Source organism: Rudaea sp. (genome assembly GCF_047601565.1).
GTDB lineage: Bacteria > Pseudomonadota > Gammaproteobacteria > Xanthomonadales > Rhodanobacteraceae > Rudaea.
Genome location: NZ_JASGIY010000002.1, coordinates 85115 through 110600, shown reverse-complemented (window position 1 = coordinate 110600; position 25486 = coordinate 85115). Strand labels below are relative to the sequence as shown.

Sequence of the window (25486 nt, the reverse complement as noted above, 5' to 3'; positions counted from 1 at the left end):
CCGCATTTCTCAATGAAAATCTTCCGATCATGATGCGTAAAGCCGCATTTGTTCTTGCCTGCGCCGCATTCGCCGCGCCCGCGTTCGCCGAAGAAGACGGCGGCCTGCTTTCCGCCGGTACGAAGGTAGGCAACATCGCCTCGCTGCAGCGCGGCGCACGCCTATATTTCAACTATTGCTCGGGCTGCCACTCGATCAAGTACGAGAGCTATTCGCGTCTGGCGGAGGACCTGAAGCTTTCGCCCGAGGAGGTGCTGGACAGTTTCGCCTTCACCGGCGCGAAGATCGGCGACCAGATCGTTTCGAACATACCCGCCGACCATGCCGCGGAGTGGTTCGGCAAGGCGCCACCCGATCTTTCCCTCGAAGCGCGCGCGAAGGGGCCGGACTGGATCTATTCGTACCTGAAGTCCTTCTATCTCGATCCCTCGCGTCCGGTCGGCTGGAACAACACCGTGTTCCCGGGTGCTTCGATGCCGAACGTGCTGTGGGAGCTGCAGGGCGTGCAGGTCGCGCACTACGCGCCGGCGAAGCCGGGCGAGGAGCCGGCGGTCGAGAAGCTGGAACTCAAGGACAAGGGCCGCCTCTCGGGCGAGGAATTCGACGGCGCTGCGCGCGACATCACCGCGTTCCTGCAGTACGTCGGCGAACCGGCGGCGCTCAAGCGCGAAGCGGTGGGCGTGTGGGCGATCCTGTATCTCGCCTTCTTCACGTTCCTGGCCTGGCTGCTCAACAAGGAATACTGGCGCGACGTGCATTGATTTTTGCAATCGTCCTTGATTGCGAAAATCAAGAAGCCACCATCTTTGGCGGCACTTCTCAAGGAAATCTTCCGCCAAGGGAAGCTTTGGAAAACCGGTTTTCGCTTCGGCGGGCTAGGCGCAGCCTTCGCGCGGGTGTAAATTGTTTCAGGACATGGCGGTGAAACATTCATGACCGCCGCAATCGGCTCCGGGGGGCGCTGAACATGAAGGGAAATCACGCATGGTCCTGAATCCGCGGTCGCGTACCGTCCTGACTTTGTACTCCTCGCGCGATGACGTGCAATGTCATCGCGTCCGCCTCGTATTGGCGGCCAAGGGCGTGGTATACGATTTCGTCGGTGTCAATCCTGCCGCGCCGCCGGAGGACCTGGTCGATCTCAATCCGTACCACAGCGTGCCGACCCTGGTCGACCGCGATCTCGTGCTCTACGAAACCGGCGTCGTCTGCGAGTACCTCGACGAGCGCTATCCGCATCCGCCATTGATGCCGATCGACCCGCTGTCGCGCGCGCGCCTGCGCCTGGCGATGGTGCGCATGGAGCGCGACTGGTATCCGTTCGTCGAGCAGATCCAGGCCGGCGGCCGGCCGGGCGAGGCCGCACGCAAGCGCCTGCGCGAAACCCTGCTCGCGAGCCTGCCCCTGTTCAAGGCGGCGAAGTTCTTCCTCAATCCCGAGATGAGCCTTGCCGACTGCGCGCTCGCGCCGCTGATCTGGCGCCTGCCGGGCCTCGGCGTCGAACTGCCGCGCGAAGCGCGCGTGATCGACGAATACGGCGAGCGCATCTTCCGCAACCCGGGCTTCACGCGCAGCCTGACCGAAGAGGAAAAGGCGCTGCGCGCCTGAACGCAGCAGGACGAGCCACATGATTTCCGCCGTGATGACCTCCAACCGCCCGTATCTGCTGCGCGCCATGTACGAGTGGATCGCCGACAACGGCATGACGCCGTACATCCTCGTCGACGCCAACGCGCCCGGCGTCAAGGTGCCGAAAACCGCGATCAAGGACGGCCGCGTCGTGCTCAACGTCGCCGCACGCGCAGTCGCGCAGCTCGAACTCGGCGCCGACCGCGTGCGTTTCATGGCGCGCTTTTCCGGGGTGAGCCAGTCCGTCGAAGCGCCGATCGGCGCGGTGCTCGCGATCTACGCGCAGGAAAACGGCCAAGGCATGATGTTCCCCGCGGAAAACAGTTCGCCGACGACGATACCGCCTGCCGCAGCCGCCGACGCTGCGGCGAAGACGACTTCGGCGCCCACCGAACCCGCGCCCAAGAAAGGCCCGCACCTGCGCCTGGTGAAGTAGGCCGGAATCAGTTCGGCCGGCGCGGCAACTCGATGACGTTGGATGTTCGTATCGCCGGCCGGGTTTCGATGGTCGGCAGGCTCCATGCGAGCAGATGTCCGTCGAGCATCGTCAGGCTGCCGCGATGACGGTCGTGCCCGTCGAGGCTGACCTCGAAACGATAGTTGCGGCGCAGACGCAGACGGCCGCCGTCGTTGCGTGCGAAACCGACTCCGGCCAGGGACACGCTCTGATCGAGCAATTGCACTCCCGCCCTGGCGCACAGATCGTGACCGAGCGATCGGGCGAGATCGCGCGCCTTGAGCGCGTTCTGCCATAGCGCAAGGACGGCGAGCAGAAGGATTACCGAAAGCATGGGGCCGATCATCAGGCCAGTGTAGCCGACGATGAGGCGACATGTGTCGGCGATGCCGGTATGCCTTGCGCTGCGGTGGGCGCTGGGCAATAATGCGCGCCCCCGGCATCCTGCGGGACTCGCCGCAATGGCGCGACGACGGACGGTTAGCTCAGCGGTAGAGCATCGCCTTCACACGGCGGGGGTCGTAGGTTCGAACCCTACACCGTCCACCATTCCGATATCACGCAACGTCACGCAACACCCCTGAAACCGCGCTCTGACGCGGTTTTTTCATGTCCGCAGTTCATTGAACGTACCGGGATATCACTTGTAGTCACCCAAGTATGGTACTAACTTTGGCGGTAACTGCATTATTGTCGCGAATCGGGTTAGTACCCATGAAAAAGAAGACCGGCAACACCGTGGACGAGGCAGCAATCCACGCTGCGAAACCGCGAGCCAAGCCGTACAAGCTCTCTCCGGGCGCCGGAAATGGCGTCTATCTCTCCGTTATGCCGACCGGCTCGAAATGGTGGCGCTGCAATGTGCGCCGCAACGGCATCAACACCACGCTTTCCCTCGGCGCGTTCCCCAAGACTTCGCTTGCCGAGGCAATAGCCGAAGGTGACCGCATCCGAGCGCAAGCCAGAATGGGCATACATCCGGGCGCAGCACGTCGCGCTGCGCGCGAAGGCGCGATGCTTGGAAGCGCTGGTGTTGCGTTCTCGCTCGCACTCACCGCCGAGGGCGCATTGTCCGTCACCGTTGGCGAGCAGACGATGCACCTGACCAGATACCAGACCGACGCCGTACGCTCCGCGCTGCTCGCAACCCGCTGACAAGGGAACGCCATGCTGACACCTTCCGCCGTCCAGAATGCCAAGCCGCAGGCAAAGCCGTACAAGCTCACCGATGAGCGAGGCATGTTCATGCTGGTGCAACCATCCGGCGCGAAATGGTGGCGATTCACCTACCGCCGCCCCGGCACCGGCAAGCGCAACACGCTTTCGCTTGGTACCTTCCCCGACGTGAGCCTGAAGCGCGCCAGAGAGAAGCGCGACGAAGCTCGTGCCCTGCTCGCTGACGGCATCGACCCCGGCGAGAGGCGCAAGGCCGAGGCCGAGGCGGGCGAAGACACCTTCGAGGCCGTGGCCGAAGACTGGCTTGCGTTGAAGGCACGCGATTGGACGCAGAACAACTACGTCAAGGAACGCATCCGCCTGTTCAAGCACGCCGTGCCGTGGATAGGCCACATGCCGATCAAGGACATCGGCGTATCTCACGTCCGTTCGATTCTGGATCGCGTCATCAAGCACGGCAACATCGACACGGCTCGCCGAGTCCGGCAGACGATGAGCTGCGTATTCCGGTACGCCATCGCGCACGAGCGCGCAACGAACGATCCGGCGCATGCTCTGGTGGACTTCCTGCCGACGCACCGAAAACGCAACTTCGCGCATGTCACCGATCCGGCCAGGCTAGGGGAACTGCTGCGCGCGATCTACGGCTACAGCGGCGGCTACGTCGTCGGCGCAGCGCTGAAGCTCGCGCCGCTGCTGCTGCTGCGGCCCGGAGAACTGCGTCAAGGCGAATGGGTGGAAGTCGATCTTGACGGCGCGCTATGGGCGATCCCGGCGCGTCGAATGAAACTCAAGAAAGCGGTCAAACTCGACCCGACGACGCCGCCACACCTTGTTCCGCTGGCGTCGCAGGCCGTGGCGATCCTGCGCGAACTGCAACTGCTGACTGGCCAGAGCAAGTATTTGTTCCCCGGCGCGCGCAGCCGCAGCGTGCCCATGTCGAACGCGACGATGAACGCCGCACTGAAGCGGATGGGATTCGGCACCGACGTGATTCAGCCGCACGGATTCCGGCATTCCGGGTCCACCGCGTTGCACGAAATCGGATGGAGCAAGGACGCCATCGAGCGCCAGCTATCGCACAAGGAACGCGGCATCAGCGGCGTCTACAACAAGGCGCAATACATGGACGAACGCAAGAAGATGATGCAGGCGTGGGCCGACTATCTCGACGGTCTGCGCGCCGGCGCCGACGTGTTGCCGTTCAAGCGCAAGATGAGTTGAACGAACCGCACGTCGCCGCGCTTCACGCGACATAACTTGACAGACGTTAAAATAACCCGTTAGCTTATTCCTGCATCGTCGTGACGACGAGGCACATCGCAATACCGTGAGGTATCGCGCAACCGAGCTGGAATACAGCATGAAAAATCCCTCTGCTACACCGCTTAAACCCGGCGACTTGATCGACGCGCGCGAAGCTGCGTCTATCCTCGGCATCGATCCCCGCACACTCGCGAACTGGCGCTCACAGCGCAAAGGCCCCGCTGCACGGAAGATCGGCGCGCGCATGGTGCGATACCACCGCGACGATATCGCCGCGTTCGTCATCGGCTCAAAGGTGGCCTAGACCATGACCACCTTGACATCGAGCGCGCTCTGCGCGCATGCTGGTCCCGTCGCCACGCAATCGGCGACCGGGTGTCAGAACCCGAACTTCACAAAGGCGCACAAGCGCCCAACGGCGCTTTTTTCTTGCTCGCGGTTTATGGCGGGCGTGCGGGCACGCTTCGGCGTGGCCGGGTTCCTTTGTGACCGGTTTCTGACCCCGCACGTCCGCCGCCTTGCCGCGTCAGAAACGGCAGCGGCGGTTTCTCACCACAAAGGAAACCGCACCATGAAAACCACCACCACCGCCGCACCTGCGGCGAAGTCCGTCCGTTCCACCAACCCGCACTGCGAATTCCAGTTCCCGCACAACATGGGCTGGTCGCATTTTGTCGCCGGTCTGCGCGAAGCCATTAACGCGGCAAGCATCGTCGCCAATCTGTTGCAGGCGAACGACAGGATCATCACCGACATCGAGAACGACGACGAGCCGGACGAATTGCCGCGCCCGTATGAACCTGTCGTCACCGAAGGTTTGCGCTTCGCGCTGAACGTCTGCCACAACGAAATCAGTCGCATCGCCGACCGTCTGACCGAGTTCGACATCATCCACCGCGAGGTGACGCCATGAGCGCCCACAACATCCTCTGCACGGACAGCGGGTCGCGGTTCTACATCGACAGCGCCAGCGACGGCACGATCCTGCTGAGCATATCGACACCGGGTGCCGTTCGCGTCGTCTGGACGTTGCATCCCGAGGCCGCTGCGCAGGTCGGCGCGGCACTCGTCGCGCTGGCTGGCGAGCACGGGGGTGAGGGATGACATCCACATTTACACAATATCGCAATCTATACCGCGGCGCGCCGGATGTTCTCGGCGCGCTGGCGCGCGTAGGGCTTGCGCCGGTCGATGCGTCACGGATTCGCCTAGATGGTGTTCTCTGCCGCTACCGAGGCGAGGGCGACGGGCCGGGCAAGGCGAATTGCTGGCTGGTCGCGCACCTCGACGGCGTGCGTCCGCTCATCGTCGCCGGTTCGTGGCGAACGGGCGCACAGCACACGATCATGCTGGACAGCAAGCCCGTAGGCCATGCCGAGCGCGGGCGCATCCGGGCGATGCTCGATGCGGCCCGTGCCGAGCGCGATCGCGAGGTGCGTCTACGGCAGGCCGGAGCACGCAATCTGGCCGTGCGCTGGTGGGCCGAGTCGAAGCCTGCCGATCCGCAGCATCCGTACCTTCTACGCAAAGGCATTGGCGTCCACGGCGCACGCACCAGCGGGGGCAAGCTGCTGATCCCGATGCGCGACGAGGGCGGCGAGCTGTGGAACCTCCAGACGATCCGTTTCGATTCCGATAAGCGGTTTCTCGCCGGCGCCTGCATCCGTGGATTGGCCGCACGCATCGGCGAAGAGGGCGACCACGCGCGCATCCTGCTTTGCGAGGGGTGGGCAACCGGCGCGTCCCTGCATGAGGCAACCGGCCTGCCGACGTACTGCGCCATGACGGCGAACAACGTGGTCCGCGTCGCGCGATGGCTGCGGGCGAAACACCCCGCGTCGACGATCACGATCTGCGCCGACAACGACGCCGAGACCGCCAAAAAAACAGGCCGCAATACCGGCGTCGAGGCCGCGCGCGTGGCCGCGATGAGCATTGGTGGACGGCTCGCGATTCCGCCCGGCAACGGCGACTTCAACGACTACTCGACCCAACTGAACGGCGCGCTCGCGCCCACTGAGGATTATTTCCGTGACGACCGAAACTGATAATGGAAAACCCGGCATCGCCAAGTTGATTGCATCCGCGCCGAAGGTCACTGCGACGCTGGACCACGTCACCTTGATCGACGCATCGACCATTCGCCCCACCCCGATCCGCTGGCTATGGCCCGGCTGGCTCGCGCGCGGCAAACTCCATGTGCTCGCCGGCGCACCCGGCACGGGCAAGACGACCATCGCACTGCATATTGCCGCATGCGTGAGCGCCGGTACGCCGCTGCCGTCGGGCTGGCGGCCGGCGCGCGGTAACGTGCTGATCTGGTCAGGCGAGGATGATCCTGCCGATACGCTTGTTCCGCGCCTGATCGCGGCCGGCGCGGACCTGTCGCGTGTCCGCATCGTCGGCGAGGTCGTCGAGGGCGGCCAGCGGTACGCATTCGATCCCGCGCGCGACGTCGACAAGCTTGCGGCTGCCTCGGCGCTCGTCGGCAACGTGACGATGATCGTGGTCGACCCGCTGGTGAGTGCCGTGTCCGGAGATAGTCACAAAAACGCCGAGGTGCGCCGTGGTCTCCAGCCGCTGGTCGACCTGGCCGGTCGACTCGGCGCGGCGCTCGTAGGCATCACTCACTATTCCAAGGGTACTCAAGGCCGCGATCCACTGGAACGCGTGACCGGCAGTCTCGCGTTCGGTGCGCTGGCCCGCATCGTGTACGGCACCGTCCGCCAACAGGCCGAGGAGGGCGAGCCGGCGACGCTGACCTTTGCGCGGGCGAAATCGAACATCGGCCCGGACGGCGGCGGGTACGCCTACGGCATGGAGCAGGTCGAGATTGACGGCGGTATCCATACGTCAAGGGTTACATGGGGCGCTGCCGTCGAGGGCAGTGCGCGGGAACTGCTGGCCGAAGGCGAGCCGGAAAACGAAGCGGGTGCCGACGCAGCCAGTTTTCTGCGCGACCTACTCAAAAATGGTTCCGCGTCGACCAACGGTATTTTCGCCGACGCCAAGGGCGCCGGTTTCTCCGTCGACCAAATGAAGAGGGCAAAGCGGAAAATCGGGGCCGTCGCGTGGAAGGAAGGGATGAAAGGCGCGTGGCATTGGCGGCTGGCCAACGCCGAAGAGCGCGCCGAAGGGAGCGAAGGGAGCGAACAAAAAAGTCCGCACTCTTCGCTCCCTTCGGAGGGCGAATCGCACCCTTCGGGGGCCGGGGTCGCTGCCGGTACCAACGCCGAGATGGAGGTGTTCATCCTATGACCGCCCTCCCCAAAGCAGTTCACGGCAGGCCGCGAGGTTTCGCCGATTGGCGACCGCAGGCGTCGGCGCTGGAGCTCGTCGACCGCATCCAGCACGTACTCGACGAGTACCGGGATTATCTTCCGTTGACCGCCCGGCAGATTTTTTACCGGCTAGTCGGGAGTTTCGATTATGAGAAAACGGAGACGGCATACAACCGCCTGACCGAAACTCTGGTCCGGGCGAGGCGTGCCCGTTTGATCGATTTTGCATCGATCCGTGACGACGGCTTCACGGCCGACGACGACATCGGCTGGTCTGGTCTGGACGAGGTAAAGGACGCCATTGCGAACACGGTGAACGACTACCGCATCGATCGCCAGCGCGGGCAGCATCGCCGTATCGCCCTATGGTGTGAGGCGCAGGGCATGCTGCCCCAAATGAAGCGCGCGGGCGCGAGGTTTTCCGTTCCCGCGTATTCGAGCGGCGGCTTCGATTCCGTGACCTGCAAACACAACATGGCGAAGCGGTTTGCCGATCTTGGAAACGTGTTGGTGCTCCACGTCGGCGACCACGATCCAAGCGGTGTGCATGTGTTTGGTGCGCTGGACGAAGACGTAAACGCCTTCATCGTCGACATGGGCGGCAAGGTCGAATTCCGCCGCGTGGCCGTGCTGCCCGAGCATATCGAGAAGTACGGCCTGCTGACGGCGCCGCCGAAGGCAACGGACCGCCGCAACTTTCACGGCCAGACGGTGCAAGCCGAGGCGCTACCGCCCGACCGGCTGGCGGAACTGGTGCGCGAGGCCATCGAGAACAACCTTGATCGCGACGCCTTCGATATCGCGCTGAAGGAAGAGGTAGACGAACGCGAAACGCTGCGGGAGTGGATTGCATGACCGCAGCCCGGAAGCTCGTCGAGGAACTCGCCCTGCGCGGCGTCCGCGTGTCGACCGTCGACGGTCTGCGCCTGAACGTCGTCGCTGACGCCGGCGCCATGAACGACGGTCGGCGGCAATGGCTGATCGATCACAAGGCCGAGTTGCTCGCCGGTCTGGCCGAGGCGGCAAACGATGCCCATGTGCATCGTGCCGTGGTCCGGTATCGCCTGCCGGACGGCTCGGTCGGCGTCTGCCTTGGGCGTGAGGACGACTCGAAGGAAATCGTCGTTGCCGACCTGCGTGAGCGCTGGCCGGGCGCGGAGGTGCTGACATGACTGCCCTACCGCTACGCGCCGCCGCTGCCGCACTCGGCCTGCGGCATGGGACTCTGCGCAGGCATGTCCGCAACGGCTGCCCGACCGTGACGGCCGGGCATCGGGGCCGAGGGCATGCCTACCTGATCGATCCGGATGCCGTGCGGCAATGGCTCGGCGCAGACCTACGCGACAAGGCGCTGCATTCGCTCGCTGCGGCGCTCCCCCGTGTTCTAGCCGCCACCATAGCCGAATCGCACACGCGGGCCGCCGGTGTCGATAAAAGGGCGTTGGCGGGCATTCTGGTCGGCACGTGGTATTTGAGCGCCACGAGGCTGATCGACAACTTGCGCGAGCTATGTCCAGATATTCCGAAGCTTGAACCTGAAAATCTGCCGAAGGATATTGATCTCCTGCTGAAAATAGAAAAAAACGATCGATTTTAATGTGTTTTGAGATAATCGCACTCGACTCGCCGCGACGGCGATATTTCCGATAACGAGGATATTCAAATGTCTGACCTGCTCAATTCCGTCGCACTCGAACGTGCGCACGGCGCGATCAAAATCCTGAGAGCCGCGAACAGCGACAATAACGGCGCACGAACCTTCACCCGCGCACTAATCCTGCGCGCCCTGTCATTCTCGGGCCCCGACAAGCGGCCGCCCGAAATCATTGCCCGCGAGCGTTGGGGGCGTGACGGCGACGAGGTCGCGGACGAAATCAGAAAATCGACAACCGCCGCACTGACTGGCACGACGACTGCGGGCGCGCAGGCGTTTTTCGACGTTGCCGCGAACGCCAGCCTGATCGGGAAATTGCCGCTGCGCCGCTGGCCGTTCGACACGGCAACCTTGGCGAGCGCGTCCGCTATTGGTAACGAGGTGCCCGAAGGCTACGCAACACCGATTCGAGCGCCGTCGCTGGCGACGTTCAAGTTGACGCCGCGAAAATTCCAGAGCGCGACAGTATTAACGCGCGAATCCCTTTTGGCTTGCGATCCATCCGTCGAAAAAGGCATCGAGGGCGATCTTGTGCAGGCCGTCGCCGACGCAGTTGATGCCGCATTCGTCGCTGACATCACCGGCGCCGCAGGCACGTTCGGCGGCAATCGCCTGCACGCCGTCTACGTGCTGAATCCGAGCGACGCATCCGCGCGCGCGGACATACTGCTGAACGTCCAGGGCGGCACGCTGTACGGCTGCCCGGCGTACACGTCGAACGCTGTTCCAATCGGCAGTGCCTTGCTGTTTGATGCGTCGCAAGTAGCCACTAATTGGACGGCCGGCGCAGTCGATTATGCGGAGCACGCAGCCATCCAGCAAGACACCGCGCCCGCCAACCCGACGACGGCCGGCACGTCTTTGGTGAGCCTGTGGCAAAACAACTGCGTTGGCGTCCGCGCGACGATGTTCGCAGGCTGGCGCATTGGCGGCACTCCCGAAATCGTTTCTCTGGCGAGCTAGAAATGACTATCCAAAAAGACACCGCGCCAGCGCGGCACGAAACTTTTCTGCGCCTGAAGGCAATCGACACCGGCGACGGCGAGCGTTGGATTGAAGGTATTGCAACCACGGCACGGCAGGATCGCGTCGGCGATATCGTCGAGCCCACGGGCGCGAAGTTCACGCTGCCCCTGCCGCTGCTCGCGAACCACGATCACGGCGCGCCTATTGGTGTTGTGACCGAAGCGAAGGTAACGAGTGCCGGTATTCGCATCCGGGCGAAGCTTTCGCAGGGCGTCGCGCGAGCGAATGAAATCTGGCAGTTAATCAAAGACGGCGCAATGAGTCTGTCGATTGGATTCCAGTCGCTAAAATCCACGCCGCTGCCGAATGGCGGATTGCGGTTCGATTCGTGGTCGTGGCACGAATTGAGTTGCGTCGCAGTCCCTGCGAATCCCGATGCGCGCGTTGCCGTCGCAAAGTGCATCGCCTACCGCACGGCGTCGTCTACACCGGCGCCGGTCGTCGACCACGCTTGGATCAAGGCAACCGAACCGCAGCGCCAGTTCGAGACGGAGTTGCAGGCGCACTACCGCAAGTTCGACAGTGCCGTGGCATTACTGCCGCGAGAACTGCGCGAGCAATGCGACGTGCGCCGAGTGCAGACCACCAAGGGCGTGATGACGTTCACCAATGCGGACGGCGATGTAGTGGCAACGGTCGACATGAAGAACAAGCATGTCAGCCTTGGTAGCGAACTACCCGCCACGTCGAGCACGAAGCCGAAGGCCGCACCGCGCCAGACAGGCATCACGGAGGCCGCGCTTAAGGGCATCGTCACCGGCATTGCGCAGGCGCTTGCCGAGCAAATCAAGAAGCTGACCACGCGCCTCGATGCACTCGAAGCGGCGCACGGCAAAGGCTTGGGCGACGGCGCACTCGAACACCATGCACGGCTCGATGCTGTCGAGCGTCGACTCGCCGAAATCGAGCCGTTTCAAATGCGCTACAGGGGCATTTGGAGCGCCGCACACAACTACGCCAAGGGCGACATCGTCAGCTCGGAAATGAAGACCTTTTACGCCGTCGCGCCGTCCGAACCCGGCGACGAGAAGCCTTCACGGTCTAGCCGTTGGTCGATCATGTTTCACGCAAACACACTCACGAACCCGAGGTAACCCAATGTCCGATTGGAAACAAGTCCCGAACGAACTTGCCGAGCTTGCGAAGAACCCTCCCGCAGGATGCGTGCCGCTGCTGGTCGACGGCGAAGTGAAGATCATCGCGAAGACGCACCTGAATGCCGCGCTCGAACTCGCGTTCAAGGCAGCGATGCGTATAGCGATGGCCGAGCTTGGCATCGACGACTTCACGGACTTCGACGGCAACGTCAGCGAGGACATGCAGCGCTTCGCCGTCACGGTCCACGCGCGCGATGGACGCCAAGCAACCGCATCCGCGCCGATCCAGCTGGACGGCAAGCCGAACTAGGCCGGGGGGGCATCCACAAACTTTTCGACGATGCCCGCCGAAACCGCGCCCGGAGTGAAACTTTCACAGGCGCCCGCTTACCCGAGGACAACCATGAAGCGACACGCACCCGACACTGGCCGATTCCCGCCCGCACCTGCCGACCTTCCGCAACCGCAGCGCGAGCAATGGGACGAGACCGTCCGCGCTTTCGGTTCCTCGTGGTGGAAGCCGAGCGATTATCCCCTGCTGCATGAATATCTGCGTGCGCTGGCAATGGCCGACGGCATTGCGCCGCTGATTGCCGGCACTACCGATGCCGACGACTTGCGCAAGCTGTTGTCTGCGCGCGATCTTGAAGTGAAGCGCGCTTGCACGCTGGCGACAAAATTGCGGATTGCGCCGCAGTCCCGATCTGATCGCCACCTGGCCGGGCGCTTGGCGCGCGATGCTGGTCGCGGCGCTCCGAAGCCTTGGGAGTTTGGCGTCATCGATCCCGACGATCCCGGCGAGCGATTCTTTGCCGGACGATAGCAACAAGCCCGCCGAGCGCGGGCTTTTCGTTTCTTGCTCGACGTCGCGCACGCGCCCGCGAGGTGTGGAAAATTTTCCACAGGTTCAGTCTGGCGGCTCCACGTCGCGCACGCGCCCGCGAGGACGAGGCGGCGCCCAATAATGCGACACCGCCTTCGCTCCACGTCGCGCACGCGCGCAAACCCGCAAGGCGAACTGTCCCCGCTGGAAATCGGCCTGCACGCGCTGCACTGCGTCGGGCTGTCCGAAGGTGGCCGAGGGAAGAAGGGCGGGTTGAGCGAGTATGCGGAGCGGATTGGAAAGAGCCAAGATAGTGTTTCACTGTATAGGAAGGCAGCGAGCGTTGCGGAAAAGCTCCGAGATATTTCGGAGGTTTTGCACGACAAGGTGTTTCACCTCTCCGCAATCCACGGCCTGCCCGCAACGTGCCGAGCGCCGGGCAGGTGAGTTGTTGGCAGGGATGCCAAAAGCAAATGGCGTCCGCATGGCAGGCAAGGATGAAAATGGATCGGCCCTACTCGTAAGTGATGGCCGAAACGTTCAGACACTCGCCGAGCTTGGCATCACCCACAACCAATCCTCCCGCTGGCAGAAGCTGGCGGCCGTGCCCGAGTCCGAGTTCGAGCTGGCGGTAGGTTTGGCGGTATCCGCCGAATACGATCCGCGTGAAATGGCTTCACGTAGCCGTTTTCTGGCAATGGTTCGAACCCTACACCGCCACCGGTACACTTCGAACAACAAAGCCGGCGCATGCGCCGGCTTTGTTGTTCGGCGATTCATCTTTACGCTCTGTCTTCCGTCAACGCGTCTTCAGCACCCGCCCGGGCTGGAATTCCCAGGTGCGCGTAATATACAACTCGTCGTAGTCGATGTTGGCCGGCAGCGGAGGAAACGGCGCGGCGAGACGCACGATGCGGATGGCGGCCTCGTCGATCAGCTTGAATCCGCTCGACTGCACGATGTCGACGCTGGCGAGGCTGCCGTCGCGCTTGATGCCGGTGGTGAGCATGAGGGACAGCGTCTTGCCGTCCTGCAACTGCTGGCGGCGCGCCTCGTCGGGATAGTTGAGGTTGCCGATGCGTTCGATGCGTGCGACCCAGGCGGCCTGGTAGGCGGCGTCGGCAGCCTCCTTGGTGTTCGCCGAAATGTATTTCTTCTTCGGCCGCTTGGCGTAGAGCCGGGTGTCGTTGCTCAGCTCGTTGGCAAGGCGCGCCATTTCGAGGTTGCGCTCGGTCTGCGCATTCGGATTCGGATGGGCCGTGTCGGGTTGCTCGGTCGTCTGCGCTTGCGTATGCACGGCGAAGTCGGATTTCTTCTGCGTGAGCAGTTCGTGCTCGCGCGCCGGTTGCGGTTCGCGCGCGCCGGTTTCCAGCGTCGCCGGGGCCAGGCCCGGCGCGGGTTTGGGTATGGGTGCGGAGACCAGGTCGGTCGGGCGCACGGCCTTGTCGCTGGTGCCCCCGCCTTCGTTGTTGGCGTTGGCGAGGAAGTCCGCTTTCTCCGGCTCCACGCCGCTGGCCGACTGGACGAGGATGACGTCGATCTTGGGCAGGCGTGGCGTGGGCTTGGCGTATTCGAAGGTCAACCCGAGTACGACCATCGCATGCGCGATGACCGAGAACAGCATCGTGACGCTGAGGCGCTCGCCGGCTCCGGCGTTGCCGCTCACGTGCGCACCGCATCGCGCGGCGGCACGCCGCGTTTGATCGCGTCGAACAACTGTCCGGCGATATTGAGCCCGAATTGCGCGTCGAGTTCGCGGATGCAGGTGGGCGAGGTGACGTTGACCTCGGTGAGCCAGTCGCCGATCACGTCGAGGCCGACGAAACGCAGACCTCGCGCGACCAATTCGGGGCCAACCTGGCCGGCAATCCATTTATCGCGCTCGCTCAGCGGCACGCCGACGCCGCGGCCGCCGCGCGCAAGGTTGCCGCGGAACTCGTCGCCCTGCGGCATGCGCGCGAGCGCATACGGTACCGGCTCGCCATCGATCAGCAGGATGCGCTTGTCGCCGGCATCGATCTCGGAAATGAATTTCTGCGCCATCGCGAATTCGCGGCCCTCCAGCGTGAGCGTTTCGAGGATGACGTTGAGGTTCGCGTCGTCGCCGGAACTTAGGAAGATGCCGCGTCCGCCCATGCCGTCGAGTGGCTTGAGCACGATGCGGCCGTGCTTGCGCGCGAACGCCTTGAGCGCCGCTGCTTCGCGTGCGACCAGCGTCGGCGCGATGCACTGCGGGAAATGCAGCGCGAACAGCTTTTCATTGGCGTCGCGCAACGCGCGCGGATCGTTGATCACCTGCGCGCCGCCGGCTTGGGCGCGGTCGAGCACGAGCGTGTCGTAGAGGAATTGCGAGTCGAACGGGGGATCCTTGCGCGCGAGGATCACGCCGACCTTGCGCAAGTCGATCCATTCGCGCGCGCCGAGCGTGAACCAGTCGCGAGCGTCCTCGCGTACCTCGAGCGGCGCCGCGTTCGCCCACGGCTCGGCGCCGCGCAACGCGAGGCTGCCCTGAGTGAGATAGAGCAGGCGATAGCCGCGCCGCTGCGCTTCGAGCAGCATGGCGAAGGTGGAATCTTTCTTGATGTGGATGGCCTCGATCGGGTCCATCAGCACGGCCAGGGTCGAGGTCATCGGAAGCTACCGTCGGGTTGGGCTGTCGGCTGCCGCAACTCGCAGCCTGCCGCATCGAAACGTGATATACCGCACATGTGGGCGTGTTGCGGCCTGTCTATACTAACATCCGCGCAAAAAGGGGCTTGCGGACGATCCGGCACAGCGCGGTATCGAGCGTGCGGGATGGCGCGGTTGCGTGTTTGATCGTCCTCGGCGATATTCGCTTGACAGGGCCGCGAGCTTGAGATTAAACGACCACTCTGTACTGGCCGACGCCCGCAATGGCGTCGGCATGGCGGCGAACGGGGAATCTTGGCCGGCCGCGTGCGAGAATGGCGGCAGTTCGTGGCAGGTTGGGAGACATCGAGTGGACGAAGCAGTGAACGGGGCGGGACTGACGGGCTTGCGGGTGATGGTCATCGATGATTCGAAGACGATCCGCCGCACCGCGGAAATGCTGCTGAAGAAGGAAGGCTGCGAAGTCATCACCGCCGTCGACGGCTTCGAGGCGCTGGCGAAGATCGCGGACCATCGTCCGCAGATCATCTTTGTCGACATCATGATGCCGCGCCTCGACGGCTACCAGAACCTGCGCGCTGATCAAGAACAACGCGACCTACCGATCGACGCCGGTGATCATGCTCTCCTCGAAGGACGGCCTGTTCGACAAGGCGCGCGGCCGCGTCGTCGGTTCGGAAGAGTACCTGACCAAGCCGTTCACGCGGGAAGAACTGCTCGGCGCGATCCGCCGGCACGTCGTCTCGCGCTGAACCCCAGGGCCGGACGGAAAATATCGCAGGGCGCGGACATGAACGATTCGGTGAAATCCCCCTTCGAGATACTTGCCGGCTACGAACGGCTCAGCCTCGCCCACGCCGGCGCCGGAACGGCGGCCGGAGCGTCCGCGGACGACCTGTGGCGCGGCATCGGGTTCCGCGTCGGCGACCGCCATCTCGTCTCGAGTCTGACCGAGGTCAACGAAATCCTTGCCTTTCCCGAAGTCACGCGCGTGCCCGGCGCGCGCACGTGGCTGCTCGGTGTCGCCAGCGTGCGCGGCAATCTGCTGCCGCTGATCGATCTGAAGGATTTTCTTTCGGGCGAGGCGGCGAGCCTTTCGAATTCCAGTCGCGTCCTGCTCGTGCGCCAGAGCGGCGGCAGCGTCGGTCTGCTCGTCGACGAAGTCGTCGGCCAGCGCAGCTTCGGCAACGGGCAGCGCGTCTCGGCGCCGGCGGACGACGTGATCGGGCGCTACGTCGTCGGGCACTACGCGCTCGGCGATGTGCAATGGAGCCGTTTCAGCATTGCGGCGCTCGTGCGCGCGAACGAATTTTCGCAGGCGGCGGCATAGGTTTTCACGTGCGCGGCGTTGCGCTGCGCGGGTTTCGGGAATGTTGCGAGGTGGCGGTAGATGAGCACAGGGGCAGGTAGCGGCGGTGAGCGATCGGGCGGGATCAACGGCCTGCTCGTGGCCTTGCTCGTCGTCAGCATCATCGTGGCGGTGGTCGACTTCATCTGGCTGTCGATCAATGCGGGCCAGGATGCGCAGGCCGGCGCGCTGGTCACGCGCATCCAAGTGCTGTCGCAGCAATTGTCGCGCCAGAGCGCGGATGCGGCCGGCGGCAACCTCGATGCGTTCGCGAGCCTCAAGCACACGCGCGACACGATCGCCGACCTGGCCGCGCGCCTGAAGAACGGCGACGCGCGCACCGGCATGCGCGGTTATGCCGACATGCCGACGCTGAAAGCGGACTTCGCCGACCTGGACCAGACCTGGACCCAGCTTTCCGGCGACGCGGCCAAGGTGCTCGAAAACCAGGAACTGGTGCTCAGCACATCGGCGATCATGGACGACTTCAACCGCAAGACGGCGGTGCTCAATTCGCGCATGGAGGAAGTGGCAAAGATCCTCACCGATCGCGGCGCCGCGGCCAAGCAGGTGAAGACCGTCTCGGGCCAGATGCTCTACGCCGATCGCATGCAGCGCCGCGCCCAGGCGATCGTCGCCGCCGGCGAGGACTCGCCGGCCGCCGCCGCCGGCCTGCAGCGCGACTCGCAATTCTACGGCCTCGCGCTGACCGGACTGATCAACGGCAACGCCGATCTCGACATCCGTGCCGTCGACAACGCCAGTGCGCGCGAGATTCTCGAGGACGTCAACAAGCAATGGATAGCCCTGGCGCCGCAAGTGACGCGCCTGTTCGAGGCCGCGCCGACCCTGCAGTCGGTCAAGCAGGCGGCGGACAAGGCATCGATCGACAGCCAGACTTTGCTGTTCAAGGCCGATCCGCTGTCCGAGCACGTCGCCGGGCTCGGTTCGACGCGGCGGTTTCCGAATCTGTGGATCGGTCTCGGCGCCGCAGTACTCGCGATTTTCCTCGTCCTCTTCCTCGCGCTCAAGCTGTTCCGCGACCAGCGCAGGCGCCTGGCCTCGAGCGCCGAGCTCAACCAGCGCAACGAGGCGGCGATTCAGCGCCTGCTCGACGAAATGGGTTCGCTCGCCGACGGCGACCTGACCGTGAAGGCGACCGTGACCGAGGACTTCACCGGCACGATCGCCGACGCGGTCAACTACGCGATCGACGCGCTGCGTTCGCTCGTCACCACGATCAACGAGACCGCCGTGCAAGTCGCCGCCGCGGCGAACGAGACGCAGGCCACCGCACTGCATCTGGCCGATGCGGCCGAGCACCAGGCGCGCCAGATCAACAACGCTTCGAACACGATGAGCGAGATCGCCGCCTCGGCGCGCGACGTGTCGAAGAACTCCGCCGACAGCGCCGACGTGGCCCAGAACTCGGTGCGCATCGCGGGCAAGGGCGTCTCGATCGTGCGCCAGACGATCGCGGGCATGGACTCGATCCGCGAGCAGATTCAGGACACCTCGAAGCGCATCAAGCGTCTGGGCGAGTCCTCGCAGGAAATCGGCACGATCGTCGAGCTGATCGACGATCTTTCCGAGCAGACCAACATCCTCGCGCTCAACGCGGCGATCCAGGCCGCCTCGGCTGGCGAGGCCGGTCGCGGTTTCGCAGTCGTCGCCGACGAAGTGCAACGGCTCGCCGAACGCGCATCGGCGGCGACGCGGCGCATCGAAACGCTGGTCAGCGCGATCCAGGTCGACACCAACGAAGCGGTCGCGTCGATGGAACAGACCACGAGCGAGGTGGTCAGCGGCGCCAAGCTCGCCGAGCAGGCGGGCACGCAGCTCGGCGAAATCGAAACCGTGTCGGGCAACCTCGCCGCGCTGATCCAGAACATCGCGGTCACCGCGCAGCGCCAGTCGGCGGAAGTCGCCAGCGTGTCGTCGACGATGAACGTCATCTCCGACATCACGGCGCAGACCGCGTCCGGCGCGAGCCATACCGCCGAATCGATCGGCAACCTTGCCCAGCTCTCGTCCGACCTGCGCCGTTCGGTCGCCGACTTCAAGTTGCCGGATTGATGGCGGGTCAGTCGATGAATTTCTCCCATGAAGCCGATCTGACGACGCTGGGCTGGGTCAAGCCCGAACTCGACGCGACGCTGAAGCATGCGCGCCATGCGCTCGAACACTACGCTGCAACTCCCGCCGACGTGCAGGCGATACGCGATTGCGCCGCCGACCTGCACACCACGCACGGCACGCTGCACATGGTCGAGCTGTACGGTGCCGCACTCGTGGCCGAGGAAATGGAACGCGTCGTGCGCGGCATCGTCGACGGCAGCATCGCGCCGCGCGAGGACGTCTATTCCGTGCTGATGCGCGGCCTCCTGCAACTGCCCGACTACATCGAGCGGCTGCAGAGCGGGCACAAGGACATTCCCATCGTGCTGCTGCCGCTGCTCAACGATCTGCGTGCGGCGCGGGGCGACAAACTCCTGAGCGAAGCGGTGCTGTTCGCGCCGGACATCGACGCGAAGCTGCCCGCGCCGGCCGTGCAGCCGCTGCATCCGGCGATCCTGCGCACCACGGCGACGAGCCTGCGCAACGAATATCAGGCCATGCTGTTGCGCTGGATATCCGATCGCGGCACGACCACGCCGCTCGCGCGCATCGCGCAGAATCTTCGACACCCTGTATGCGGGCTGTGGCAACGACGTCGCGCGCCGGCTGTGGTGGATCGCCGGCGCCATGGTCGAAGGCGCGCAGAGCGGGGCGATCGAGGCCAGCGTGGCGATCAAGCTGCTGTTCGGCAAGCTCGATCGCGAGATGAGGCGCCTGATCGAAGAGGGCGAGGCGGCGCTCGACGCGACGTCGTCCAAGGAACTGGTCAAGAACCTGCTCTACTACCTCGCGCACGAGCCGGTGCAAGGGCCGCGCGCCGAGGCCGTAGTCAATTTCTACAACCTGGCGCATCTGCTGCCGACGCCGGAAGAGCTCGAACATGCGCACGGCTCGATCTCCGGCCACAACCGCGAGCTGCTCGACACGGTTGCCGGCGGCATTCGCGAGGATCTTCTGCGGATCAAGGATACGCTCAACGTCTATCTGCACTCGCCGCAGCGCAATGTCGCCGACCTGGCGATGCAGGCTGAAACGCTGGCCGGCCTGGCCGACACGTTCGGCATGCTCGGCATGGGCCAACCGCGCCAGCTCGTGCGCGATCAGCGCGATGCGATCAACCGCATCGTCAGGGGCGAAGTCGAGGCCGACGAGGACAGCCTGCTCGACATCGCCGGCGGCCTGCTCGTCGTCGAGGCCTCGCTCGATGCCCATATCGTGCGTCTGGGGGCGAGGCAAGAAACGACCGATGCAGGGTCCGGCAGCATCGTGCCGCGCGCCGAAATCGTGCGCCTGCTCTATGTACTGATGAAGGAAGCACTGGTCAACGTGACCAAGGTCAAGGAGGCGGTCGTCGCCTTCATCGAGGCGCCCTGGGACCATACTCGCCTCGAATCCGCCCCCGCCCTTCTCACCGAGGTTGCCGGCGCGCTCGACATGCTCGGGAAGCGCGACGCGGCCAAACCGGTCGACGCGATGGTGCGGTATATCCGCAACGAGTTGCTCGAGCAAAAACGCATTCCGGAACACGGCCAGATCGAAGCGTTCGCCGACACGGTCGCCTCGATCGAGTACTACATCGAGGCGATCCGCGAGCAGCGCGGCGACGGCGAGCGCGTGCTCGAGCTGATGCACGAACGCCTCGGCTCGCTCGGCTACTGGTCGGAGAGCCGCCCGGTGGGGGCGGTCGCCGCCGAACCGGCGCCCGCACCCGCGCCACGTCCGGTCGAGGCACCTCCGCCCGACGCGGCGCCGATCGTCGACGAGGAATTGCGCCAGGTTTTCCTCGACGAAATGGACGAGGAGATCGCGAATCTGCGCACGCATTTCCCGTTGTGGCGCGCGAATCCGGAAGAAATCGTCGATCTCAAGATCGTGCGTCGCTCGTTCCATACGCTCAAAGGTTCCGGTCGCCTCGTCGGCGCGCTCGCGCTCGGTGACTTCGCCTGGAAGATCGAGAACATGCTCAATCGTGTGCTCGACCGCAGCATCGGCGCGAGCCCGCCGTTGCTGCAGATCGTCGGCCAGGCGATCGACACGCTGCCCAATTTCCGCAACGAATTCGCCAGACACGAGCGTTCGAGTTTCGCAATGGAGGGCTTCGCAGCAGCCATCGACCGCCTCTGCGCGGGGGACGTTTCGCCGCCGGCTGTCGATCCCTTCGCCGAGTCCGCGACTGCGCCGCCCGCGATCGAAGCGCCTGCCGCCGATATCGCCGTGGTCGAGCCCGCGGCCGCGCCTGCGCAAACGGGGGGCGAACCGCCGGCGTTGGAGGTATTGCCGCCTGTCGAATCCGGCGCGGTCGCCGCGGCCGAATCCGCAGACGACCAGATCGCGCCTGTCGTCGAACACGCTGTCGACGTGGAAAGCCCGGTCGTGGAATCCGATGCCGAGGCGGCACCGGCCGTCGCTGCGGAAATCCCGCAGCCGGTCGAAGATGCGGCCGAAGTGGAGCCGGTGCCGGCTTTCGCATTCGAGGCCGCCGCCGGGCACGAGGCGCAGCCTGTGGAGATCGCGGCGGACGAGGTGGAAACCGCCGAAGCGCATGCGACCGCGTCCCTGGAGCCGCCGGTTGATCGTTTGCTGCTCGAAGTGCTGCGCAGCGAGGCCGAAACGCATCTCGGCGTGATCGAAGCCGCCACGCACGAGCACCAACCCCTCATCGTGCGCGAGGATCTCGTGCGCGCTGCGCATACGCTCAACGGCGCCTTTGCCATGATCGATGCCCCGCAGATGGCGCAGTTGCTCGCGCCATTCGAAGGCTGGCTTGCGCGCGCGCGCAATGCCGGTCATGCGCTCGACGCCAACGGGGTCGGCGTGCTCGACGACGTGGTCGCTGCGGTGAAGGCTGCGCTTGCCGCACTCGAGAATGGCACGGCGGCGCCCGAAACCGCGGGCCTCGCCGCCCGCCTCGCCGCGTTGCGCATGGAGGTCCCTGCAGGCGAGACGATCGCCCATGTCGAACCGGAGGTGGCAGCGGTCGCGCCGGAGCTCGACTCGTTGTCGCCGGGCGACGAGGAAAAGTCCGCGTCGATCGACGCCCCCGCCGAACAGTCGTCGCTCGCCGAACAGGCTACCGCAGTAGACGAAGTTGCCATGGCGCCGGCGGCGGAGCTTCCGCATGTCGCCCCCGCCGACCTGCCTGCGGCCGAATCCGCGTCGCCGCGCGCATCCGATGAGGCGGCCCCGGCTGGCCCGGCGCATCCGGCGCCCGACATCGACGAGGACCTGCTCGACGTCTTCCTGCTCGAGGCGCAGGAAATCCTCGATCGTTCCGATGCGCTCTTGCTGCGCCTGCATGCCGCACCGGGCGACACCGGGCTGCTCGACGCGCTGCGCCGCGACCTGCATACGATCAAGGGCGGCGCGAACATGTCGCAGCTCGCGCCGATCGGCGATCTCGGCCACGCGATGGAGTCGCTGCTCGAAGGTGCGGTCGAACACGGACGCACGCTCGACGGCGCGATGCTGCACGCGGTCGAACAGGGGTTCGACACGCTGCACACGCAGGTCCAGGCCGCGGCTGCGCGTCAGCCGACGACGATGCCCACGGTGCTGATCGCGCGCATCGAGGCGCTGTCGCGCGGTGAAACCGCCGCCGATGCGGAAGGTGCGCTCGTGGACACGACAACCTCCGTCGCGCCGGACCCTGATACGCGCGTACCGCCACAGCAGCCACAGGTCGAGGCGACGGAATTCATGTCGCTCGTGGATGTACCGCAACAGGACGTGGAACCCGCAATCTCCGGCGGCGAATACATCCGCGTGCGCGCCGCCCAGCTCGACACGATGGTCAATGGCGCCAGCGAGGTGGCGATCTACCGTTCGCGCCTCGAACAGCAGATCGCGAGCTACCGCGGCAACGTCGTCGAAATGGAAACCACCGTGTCGCGCCTGCGCGACCAGATGCGCCGCCTTGAGCTCGAGGCCGAGGCGCAGATGGCCTCGCGCTTCCAGCGCGAGGGTGATGCGTCGTCGTTCGATCCGCTCGAACTCGACCGCTTCAGCCAGTTGCAGCAGCTTTCGCGCAGCTTGGCAGAGTCGATGTCGGACCTGGTTTCGATCCAGGTCGGCTTCGATGCGCTCACGCGCCAGTCCGAGTCGTTGCTGACGCAGCAGTCGCGCGTCAGTGCCGACCTGCAGGAAAGCCTCATGCGCACGCGCATGGTGCCGTTCGACTCGATCGTGCCGGCGCTGCGGCGCACGCTGCGCCAGACCGCGGTCGCGCTCGGCAAGGAGGCGGTCCTGCACGTCGAGGGTGCGCAGGGCGAAATGGACCGCACCCTGCTCGAGCGCATGAAAGCGCCGCTCGAGCACATGCTGCGCAACGCGCTCACGCACGGCATCGAGAGCGTGCCCGAGCGCCTCGCCGGTGGCAAGCCGGTCGAGGGCAACGTGCGCATCGCGCTCGCGCGCGAGGCGACCGAGACCGTGCTGCGCATCAGCGACGACGGCCGCGGCCTCGACCGCGAGGCGATCCGCCGCCGCGCGATCGAACGCGGCCTGCTCGCCGCCGACGCGCGCGTGAGCGACCGCGAACTGGACGCCTTCATCCTGAGCAGCGGCTTCTCCACCGCCGAAAGCCTGACCCAGCTGGCCGGTCGCGGCGTCGGCATGGACGTGGTCTCCAACCAGATCAAGCAGCTCGGTGGTTCGCTCGTGATCGAATCCACTCCGGGCCGCGGCGCCGCGTTCACCGTGCGCCTGCCGTTCACGCTCGGCGTCACCCAGGCGATCATCGTGCGCATCGGCGAGGCCAATTACGCCATCCCGATGAATGCCGTGCAGGGTGCGGTGCACGTTCCGCGCGAGGAGATCGATGCGCGCTTGGCGAGCGAGGACCCCGAGTACCCCTACGCCGGCGAATCGTTCCCGATCATCGCGCTCGCGCCGCTGTTGCAGGAAACCTCGCCCGCCGTCGTCGGCGACACGCAGGCACCCCTGCTGATCGTGCGCAGCGGCGACCAGCGCGCTGCGGTGCGCGTCGATGCGGTGCACGGCTCGCGTGAAATCGTGGTCAAGTCGGTCGGCCCCCAGATCACCTCGGTGCCCGGCATCCTCGGCGCCACGATCATGGGCGACGGCTCGGTCATCATGATTCTTGACCTGGCGCCGCTGTTGCGCCGCGTGGCCGGATCGCACCCGAAGGATATCGCGGCGACCGCGCCCGCGGCGGCCGCGCCGGCGCCGCGCCGCGCCACGATCATGGTCGTCGACGACTCGATCACGATGCGCAAGGCGACTACGCGCGTACTCGAGCGCGAGAACATGGACGTGGTCACCGCGAAGGACGGCATCGACGCGATCGAGAAACTCGGCGAGCGCATCCCCGACCTCGTCGTGCTCGACATCGAGATGCCGCGCATGGACGGCTACCAGTTCGCCGAGTACGTGAAAGCCGATCCGCGCACGCTGCACGTGCCGATCATCATGGTCACCTCGCGCACCGGCGACAAGCACCGCCAGCGCGCGCACGAGATCGGCGTCGAAGGCTATCTCGGCAAGCCCTACCAGGAAGCCGAACTGGTCAACAACATCCGCGAATTGCTCGGCGCGGCGCGATAACGCGAAGGACAGGAGATGGGCGAGATTTTACCGCGCGAAATCCACGCCGTGCTGATCCCGGTGAGCGGCACCCGCCTGCTGCTGCCGAACGCCACGGTCGCGGAAATCGCGCAGCTCGCCGACGTCGAGAAGATCGACGGCGCGCCGTCGTGGCTGCTCGGGCGGCTGCCATGGCGCGAGCACATGATTCCGCTGGTCTCGTTCGCCAGGATGACCGGCGTGAACGCGCTGGACGAAACGCGCCAGGCGCGCGTGATCGTGCTCAAGACGCTGGACGACCGCGACGGCGTGATGACGCATATCGGCCTGCTCGCGCAGGGCCTGCCGCGCCTGACCACGATCACCTCCGACCTGCTCGTGCGTACCGACGACGGCAGCAGGCTTCTCCCCGGCACGACCGCGCATGTGCTCGTGCGCAGCGATCAGGCTATCATTCCCGACCTGCATTGGATCGAAGCGAAGGTGGCGCAGTCGTTGGCGGCCTGAGGGCGCGGTTGAAGAGGCCCGTTGCGCTCGTGTCTTGCTTTCCGCGATGCGCGGGACCCCGTCGCTCGCGGCCGGTTCGCAAGGGGTTTCGCGCCGGCGCGTGTGACGGCATCGGCCGGTGCAGCGTGCCATTTTCACAGGAGTTGCAATGTCTCTCGATGCGAGCGACCGCGCTGCGCTGTACGCGCGTGCGATGGAAAAACAATGGTTCTACCCGTTGACCCTGCCGGACGGACGGCAACTGGCCAGCACGCACGACGGCCGCGTCGATGCGATCCATCACACGCGCGCGCGCATGCTCGACGCGTTCCTCGCCGACCGGCTCGGCGGCGACCGCAGCGCGCTGAGCGCGATCGACCTGGCCTGCCACCAGGGCTGGTTCTCGCTGCAGCTCGCGCGCGCCGGCTTCGGCCGCGTCGAGGCGGTCGACGCGCGCGCCGAGCACGTCGAGGACGCCGCGCTGCTCGCGCGTATCTACGAATTGAATGTGATCCAGGCGCGGCAGAGCGACGTGTTCGCGTTGAAGCCGCAGGCCGACGGCACACACGATCTCGTGCTGATGTTCGGCCTGCTCTATCACCTCGAGAACCCGGTCGGCGCGCTGCGCGTCGCGCGTTCGCTCGCGCGCCGCGCCTGCGTGATCGAAACCCAGGTCGTGCCGCACATGGCGGGCATGGTCGACTGGGGTTCGTACGAATACGTGCGCCCGCTCAAGGGCTGCTTCGGCATCATCGACGAGGTGGACGAGACGCACGCGCCCGAGGCCAGCGTCACCGGCGTGTGCCTGGCGCCGAGCACCGAGGGCCTGATCTGGTTGCTGCGCGCGGTCGGCTTCCGGGAAGCCTGGGTGCTGCCCGTGCCGGCCGACGGCTACGAGCAGCTTCGACACGGCAAGCGCGTGATGGTGGCGGCGCTGGTCTGACCGGGGCCTC

The 25486-nt window shown here is 65.3% G+C and carries 25 protein-coding genes, 1 tRNA gene and 2 pseudogenes; 25 read left to right on the top strand and 3 right to left on the bottom strand.

Annotation, left to right across the window (positions count from 1 at the left end; all coding sequences use genetic code 11):
- Window positions 1-29: 29 nt before the first annotated feature.
- The 3 genes from QM741_RS18745 (at window position 30) to QM741_RS18735 (ending at window position 2065) form a co-directional block, all read left to right on the top strand.
- Window positions 30-761 (top strand): cytochrome c1, encoded by a 732-nt coding sequence (locus QM741_RS18745; RefSeq protein WP_415209261.1) that lies wholly within the window; start codon window positions 30-32, stop codon window positions 759-761.
- A 223-nt stretch (window positions 762-984) separates the two neighbouring features.
- Complete coding sequence (locus QM741_RS18740) at window positions 985-1608, top strand: glutathione S-transferase N-terminal domain-containing protein (protein ID WP_415209260.1); 624 nt, start codon at window positions 985-987, stop codon at window positions 1606-1608.
- A 19-nt stretch (window positions 1609-1627) separates the two neighbouring features.
- Window positions 1628-2065: a ClpXP protease specificity-enhancing factor gene (locus QM741_RS18735; protein ID WP_415209259.1), complete on the top strand. Its 438-nt coding sequence runs from the start codon at window positions 1628-1630 to the stop codon at window positions 2063-2065.
- 7 nt (window positions 2066-2072) lie between these two features.
- On the opposite strand, the gene QM741_RS18730 is transcribed toward QM741_RS18735, so the two are convergent.
- A complete protein-coding gene (locus tag QM741_RS18730; RefSeq protein ID WP_415209258.1) occupies window positions 2073-2510 on the bottom strand; it encodes a DUF3301 domain-containing protein in 438 nt (145 codons plus the stop codon).
- A 50-nt stretch (window positions 2511-2560) separates the two neighbouring features.
- Here QM741_RS18730 and QM741_RS18725 point away from each other — a divergent pair.
- From QM741_RS18725 to QM741_RS18655, 15 genes are all read left to right on the top strand, one after another.
- A tRNA-Val gene (locus QM741_RS18725) sits at window positions 2561-2635 on the top strand.
- 165 nt (window positions 2636-2800) lie between these two features.
- On the top strand, window positions 2801-3241 hold the full coding sequence (locus QM741_RS18720; protein ID WP_415209257.1) for an Arm DNA-binding domain-containing protein: 441 nt from the start codon (window positions 2801-2803) through the stop codon (window positions 3239-3241).
- A 12-nt stretch (window positions 3242-3253) separates the two neighbouring features.
- On the top strand, window positions 3254-4486 hold the full coding sequence (locus QM741_RS18715; protein ID WP_415209256.1) for a tyrosine-type recombinase/integrase: 1233 nt from the start codon (window positions 3254-3256) through the stop codon (window positions 4484-4486).
- A gap of 139 nt (window positions 4487-4625) precedes the next feature.
- The gene (locus tag QM741_RS18710) at window positions 4626-4832 is read left to right on the top strand and encodes a helix-turn-helix transcriptional regulator (RefSeq protein WP_415209255.1); all 207 of its coding nucleotides are present in this window, start codon (window positions 4626-4628) and stop codon (window positions 4830-4832) included.
- A 3-nt stretch (window positions 4833-4835) separates the two neighbouring features.
- Window positions 4836-5441, top strand: a complete 606-nt coding sequence (locus QM741_RS18705) for a hypothetical protein (protein ID WP_415209254.1) — start codon at window positions 4836-4838, stop codon at window positions 5439-5441.
- Window positions 5438-5632: a hypothetical protein gene (locus QM741_RS18700; RefSeq protein ID WP_415209253.1), complete on the top strand. Its 195-nt coding sequence runs from the start codon at window positions 5438-5440 to the stop codon at window positions 5630-5632. Before QM741_RS18705 ends, QM741_RS18700 begins: the two co-directional genes overlap by 4 nt.
- Window positions 5633-5874: 242 nt before the next feature.
- Window positions 5875-6576 (top strand): toprim domain-containing protein, encoded by a 702-nt coding sequence (locus QM741_RS18695; RefSeq protein ID WP_415209252.1) that lies wholly within the window; start codon window positions 5875-5877, stop codon window positions 6574-6576.
- Window positions 6560-7786 (top strand): AAA family ATPase, encoded by a 1227-nt coding sequence (locus tag QM741_RS18690; protein WP_415209251.1) that lies wholly within the window; start codon window positions 6560-6562, stop codon window positions 7784-7786. Before QM741_RS18695 ends, QM741_RS18690 begins: the two co-directional genes overlap by 17 nt.
- A complete protein-coding gene (locus tag QM741_RS18685) occupies window positions 7783-8664 on the top strand; it encodes a hypothetical protein (protein ID WP_415209250.1) in 882 nt (293 codons plus the stop codon). The genes QM741_RS18690 and QM741_RS18685 overlap by 4 nt, the downstream gene beginning before the upstream one ends.
- The gene (locus tag QM741_RS18680; RefSeq protein WP_415209249.1) at window positions 8661-8981 is read left to right on the top strand and encodes a hypothetical protein; all 321 of its coding nucleotides are present in this window, start codon (window positions 8661-8663) and stop codon (window positions 8979-8981) included. Before QM741_RS18685 ends, QM741_RS18680 begins: the two co-directional genes overlap by 4 nt.
- Complete coding sequence (locus QM741_RS18675) at window positions 8978-9406, top strand: hypothetical protein (RefSeq protein WP_415209248.1); 429 nt, start codon at window positions 8978-8980, stop codon at window positions 9404-9406. The genes QM741_RS18680 and QM741_RS18675 overlap by 4 nt, the downstream gene beginning before the upstream one ends.
- A 66-nt stretch (window positions 9407-9472) precedes the next feature.
- A complete protein-coding gene (locus tag QM741_RS18670; protein ID WP_415209247.1) occupies window positions 9473-10426 on the top strand; it encodes a hypothetical protein in 954 nt (317 codons plus the stop codon).
- A 2-nt stretch (window positions 10427-10428) separates the two neighbouring features.
- Window positions 10429-11583: an HK97 family phage prohead protease gene (locus QM741_RS18665; protein WP_415209246.1), complete on the top strand. Its 1155-nt coding sequence runs from the start codon at window positions 10429-10431 to the stop codon at window positions 11581-11583.
- A 4-nt stretch (window positions 11584-11587) separates the two neighbouring features.
- Window positions 11588-11896 carry a hypothetical protein gene (locus QM741_RS18660; protein ID WP_415209245.1) on the top strand — a complete coding sequence of 103 codons (309 nt, stop codon included), beginning with the start codon at window positions 11588-11590 and terminating at the stop codon, window positions 11894-11896.
- Window positions 11897-11989: 93 nt separating this feature from the next.
- Complete coding sequence (locus QM741_RS18655) at window positions 11990-12409, top strand: hypothetical protein (protein ID WP_415209244.1); 420 nt, start codon at window positions 11990-11992, stop codon at window positions 12407-12409.
- A 799-nt stretch (window positions 12410-13208) separates the two neighbouring features.
- Here the strand turns inward: QM741_RS18655 and QM741_RS18650 are convergent.
- Together QM741_RS18650 and gshB are read right to left on the bottom strand one after the other, a co-directional pair.
- The gene (locus tag QM741_RS18650; protein WP_415209243.1) at window positions 13209-14075 is read right to left on the bottom strand and encodes an energy transducer TonB; all 867 of its coding nucleotides are present in this window, start codon (window positions 14073-14075) and stop codon (window positions 13209-13211) included.
- Window positions 14072-15040: a glutathione synthase gene (gshB, locus tag QM741_RS18645; protein WP_415209242.1), complete on the bottom strand. Its 969-nt coding sequence runs from the start codon at window positions 15038-15040 to the stop codon at window positions 14072-14074. Before gshB ends, QM741_RS18650 begins: the two co-directional genes overlap by 4 nt.
- A 394-nt stretch (window positions 15041-15434) precedes the next feature.
- Between gshB and pilG the strand changes: the two are divergent.
- The 7 genes and pseudogenes from pilG to QM741_RS18610 all read left to right on the top strand — a co-directional run bounded on the left by pilG (window position 15435) and on the right by QM741_RS18610 (window position 25476).
- Window positions 15435-15792 (top strand): annotated as a pseudogene (pilG, locus tag QM741_RS18640) (twitching motility response regulator PilG).
- Between the two features lie 38 nt (window positions 15793-15830).
- A complete protein-coding gene (locus QM741_RS18635; protein WP_415209241.1) occupies window positions 15831-16370 on the top strand; it encodes a chemotaxis protein CheW in 540 nt (179 codons plus the stop codon).
- 60 nt (window positions 16371-16430) lie between these two features.
- Complete coding sequence (locus QM741_RS18630) at window positions 16431-18464, top strand: methyl-accepting chemotaxis protein (RefSeq protein ID WP_415209240.1); 2034 nt, start codon at window positions 16431-16433, stop codon at window positions 18462-18464.
- Window positions 18464-18796 (top strand): annotated as a pseudogene (locus QM741_RS18625) (Hpt domain-containing protein); the annotation flags it as partial. The gene QM741_RS18630 and the pseudogene QM741_RS18625, both read left to right, overlap by 1 nt.
- Before the next feature lie 337 nt (window positions 18797-19133).
- Window positions 19134-24068: an Hpt domain-containing protein gene (locus QM741_RS18620; RefSeq protein ID WP_415209239.1), complete on the top strand. Its 4935-nt coding sequence runs from the start codon at window positions 19134-19136 to the stop codon at window positions 24066-24068.
- Window positions 24069-24083: 15 nt separating this feature from the next.
- Complete coding sequence (locus QM741_RS18615; protein WP_415209238.1) at window positions 24084-24554, top strand: chemotaxis protein CheW; 471 nt, start codon at window positions 24084-24086, stop codon at window positions 24552-24554.
- Between the two features lie 148 nt (window positions 24555-24702).
- The gene (locus QM741_RS18610) at window positions 24703-25476 is read left to right on the top strand and encodes a class I SAM-dependent methyltransferase (RefSeq protein WP_415209237.1); all 774 of its coding nucleotides are present in this window, start codon (window positions 24703-24705) and stop codon (window positions 25474-25476) included.
- Window positions 25477-25486: the final 10 nt, after the last annotated feature.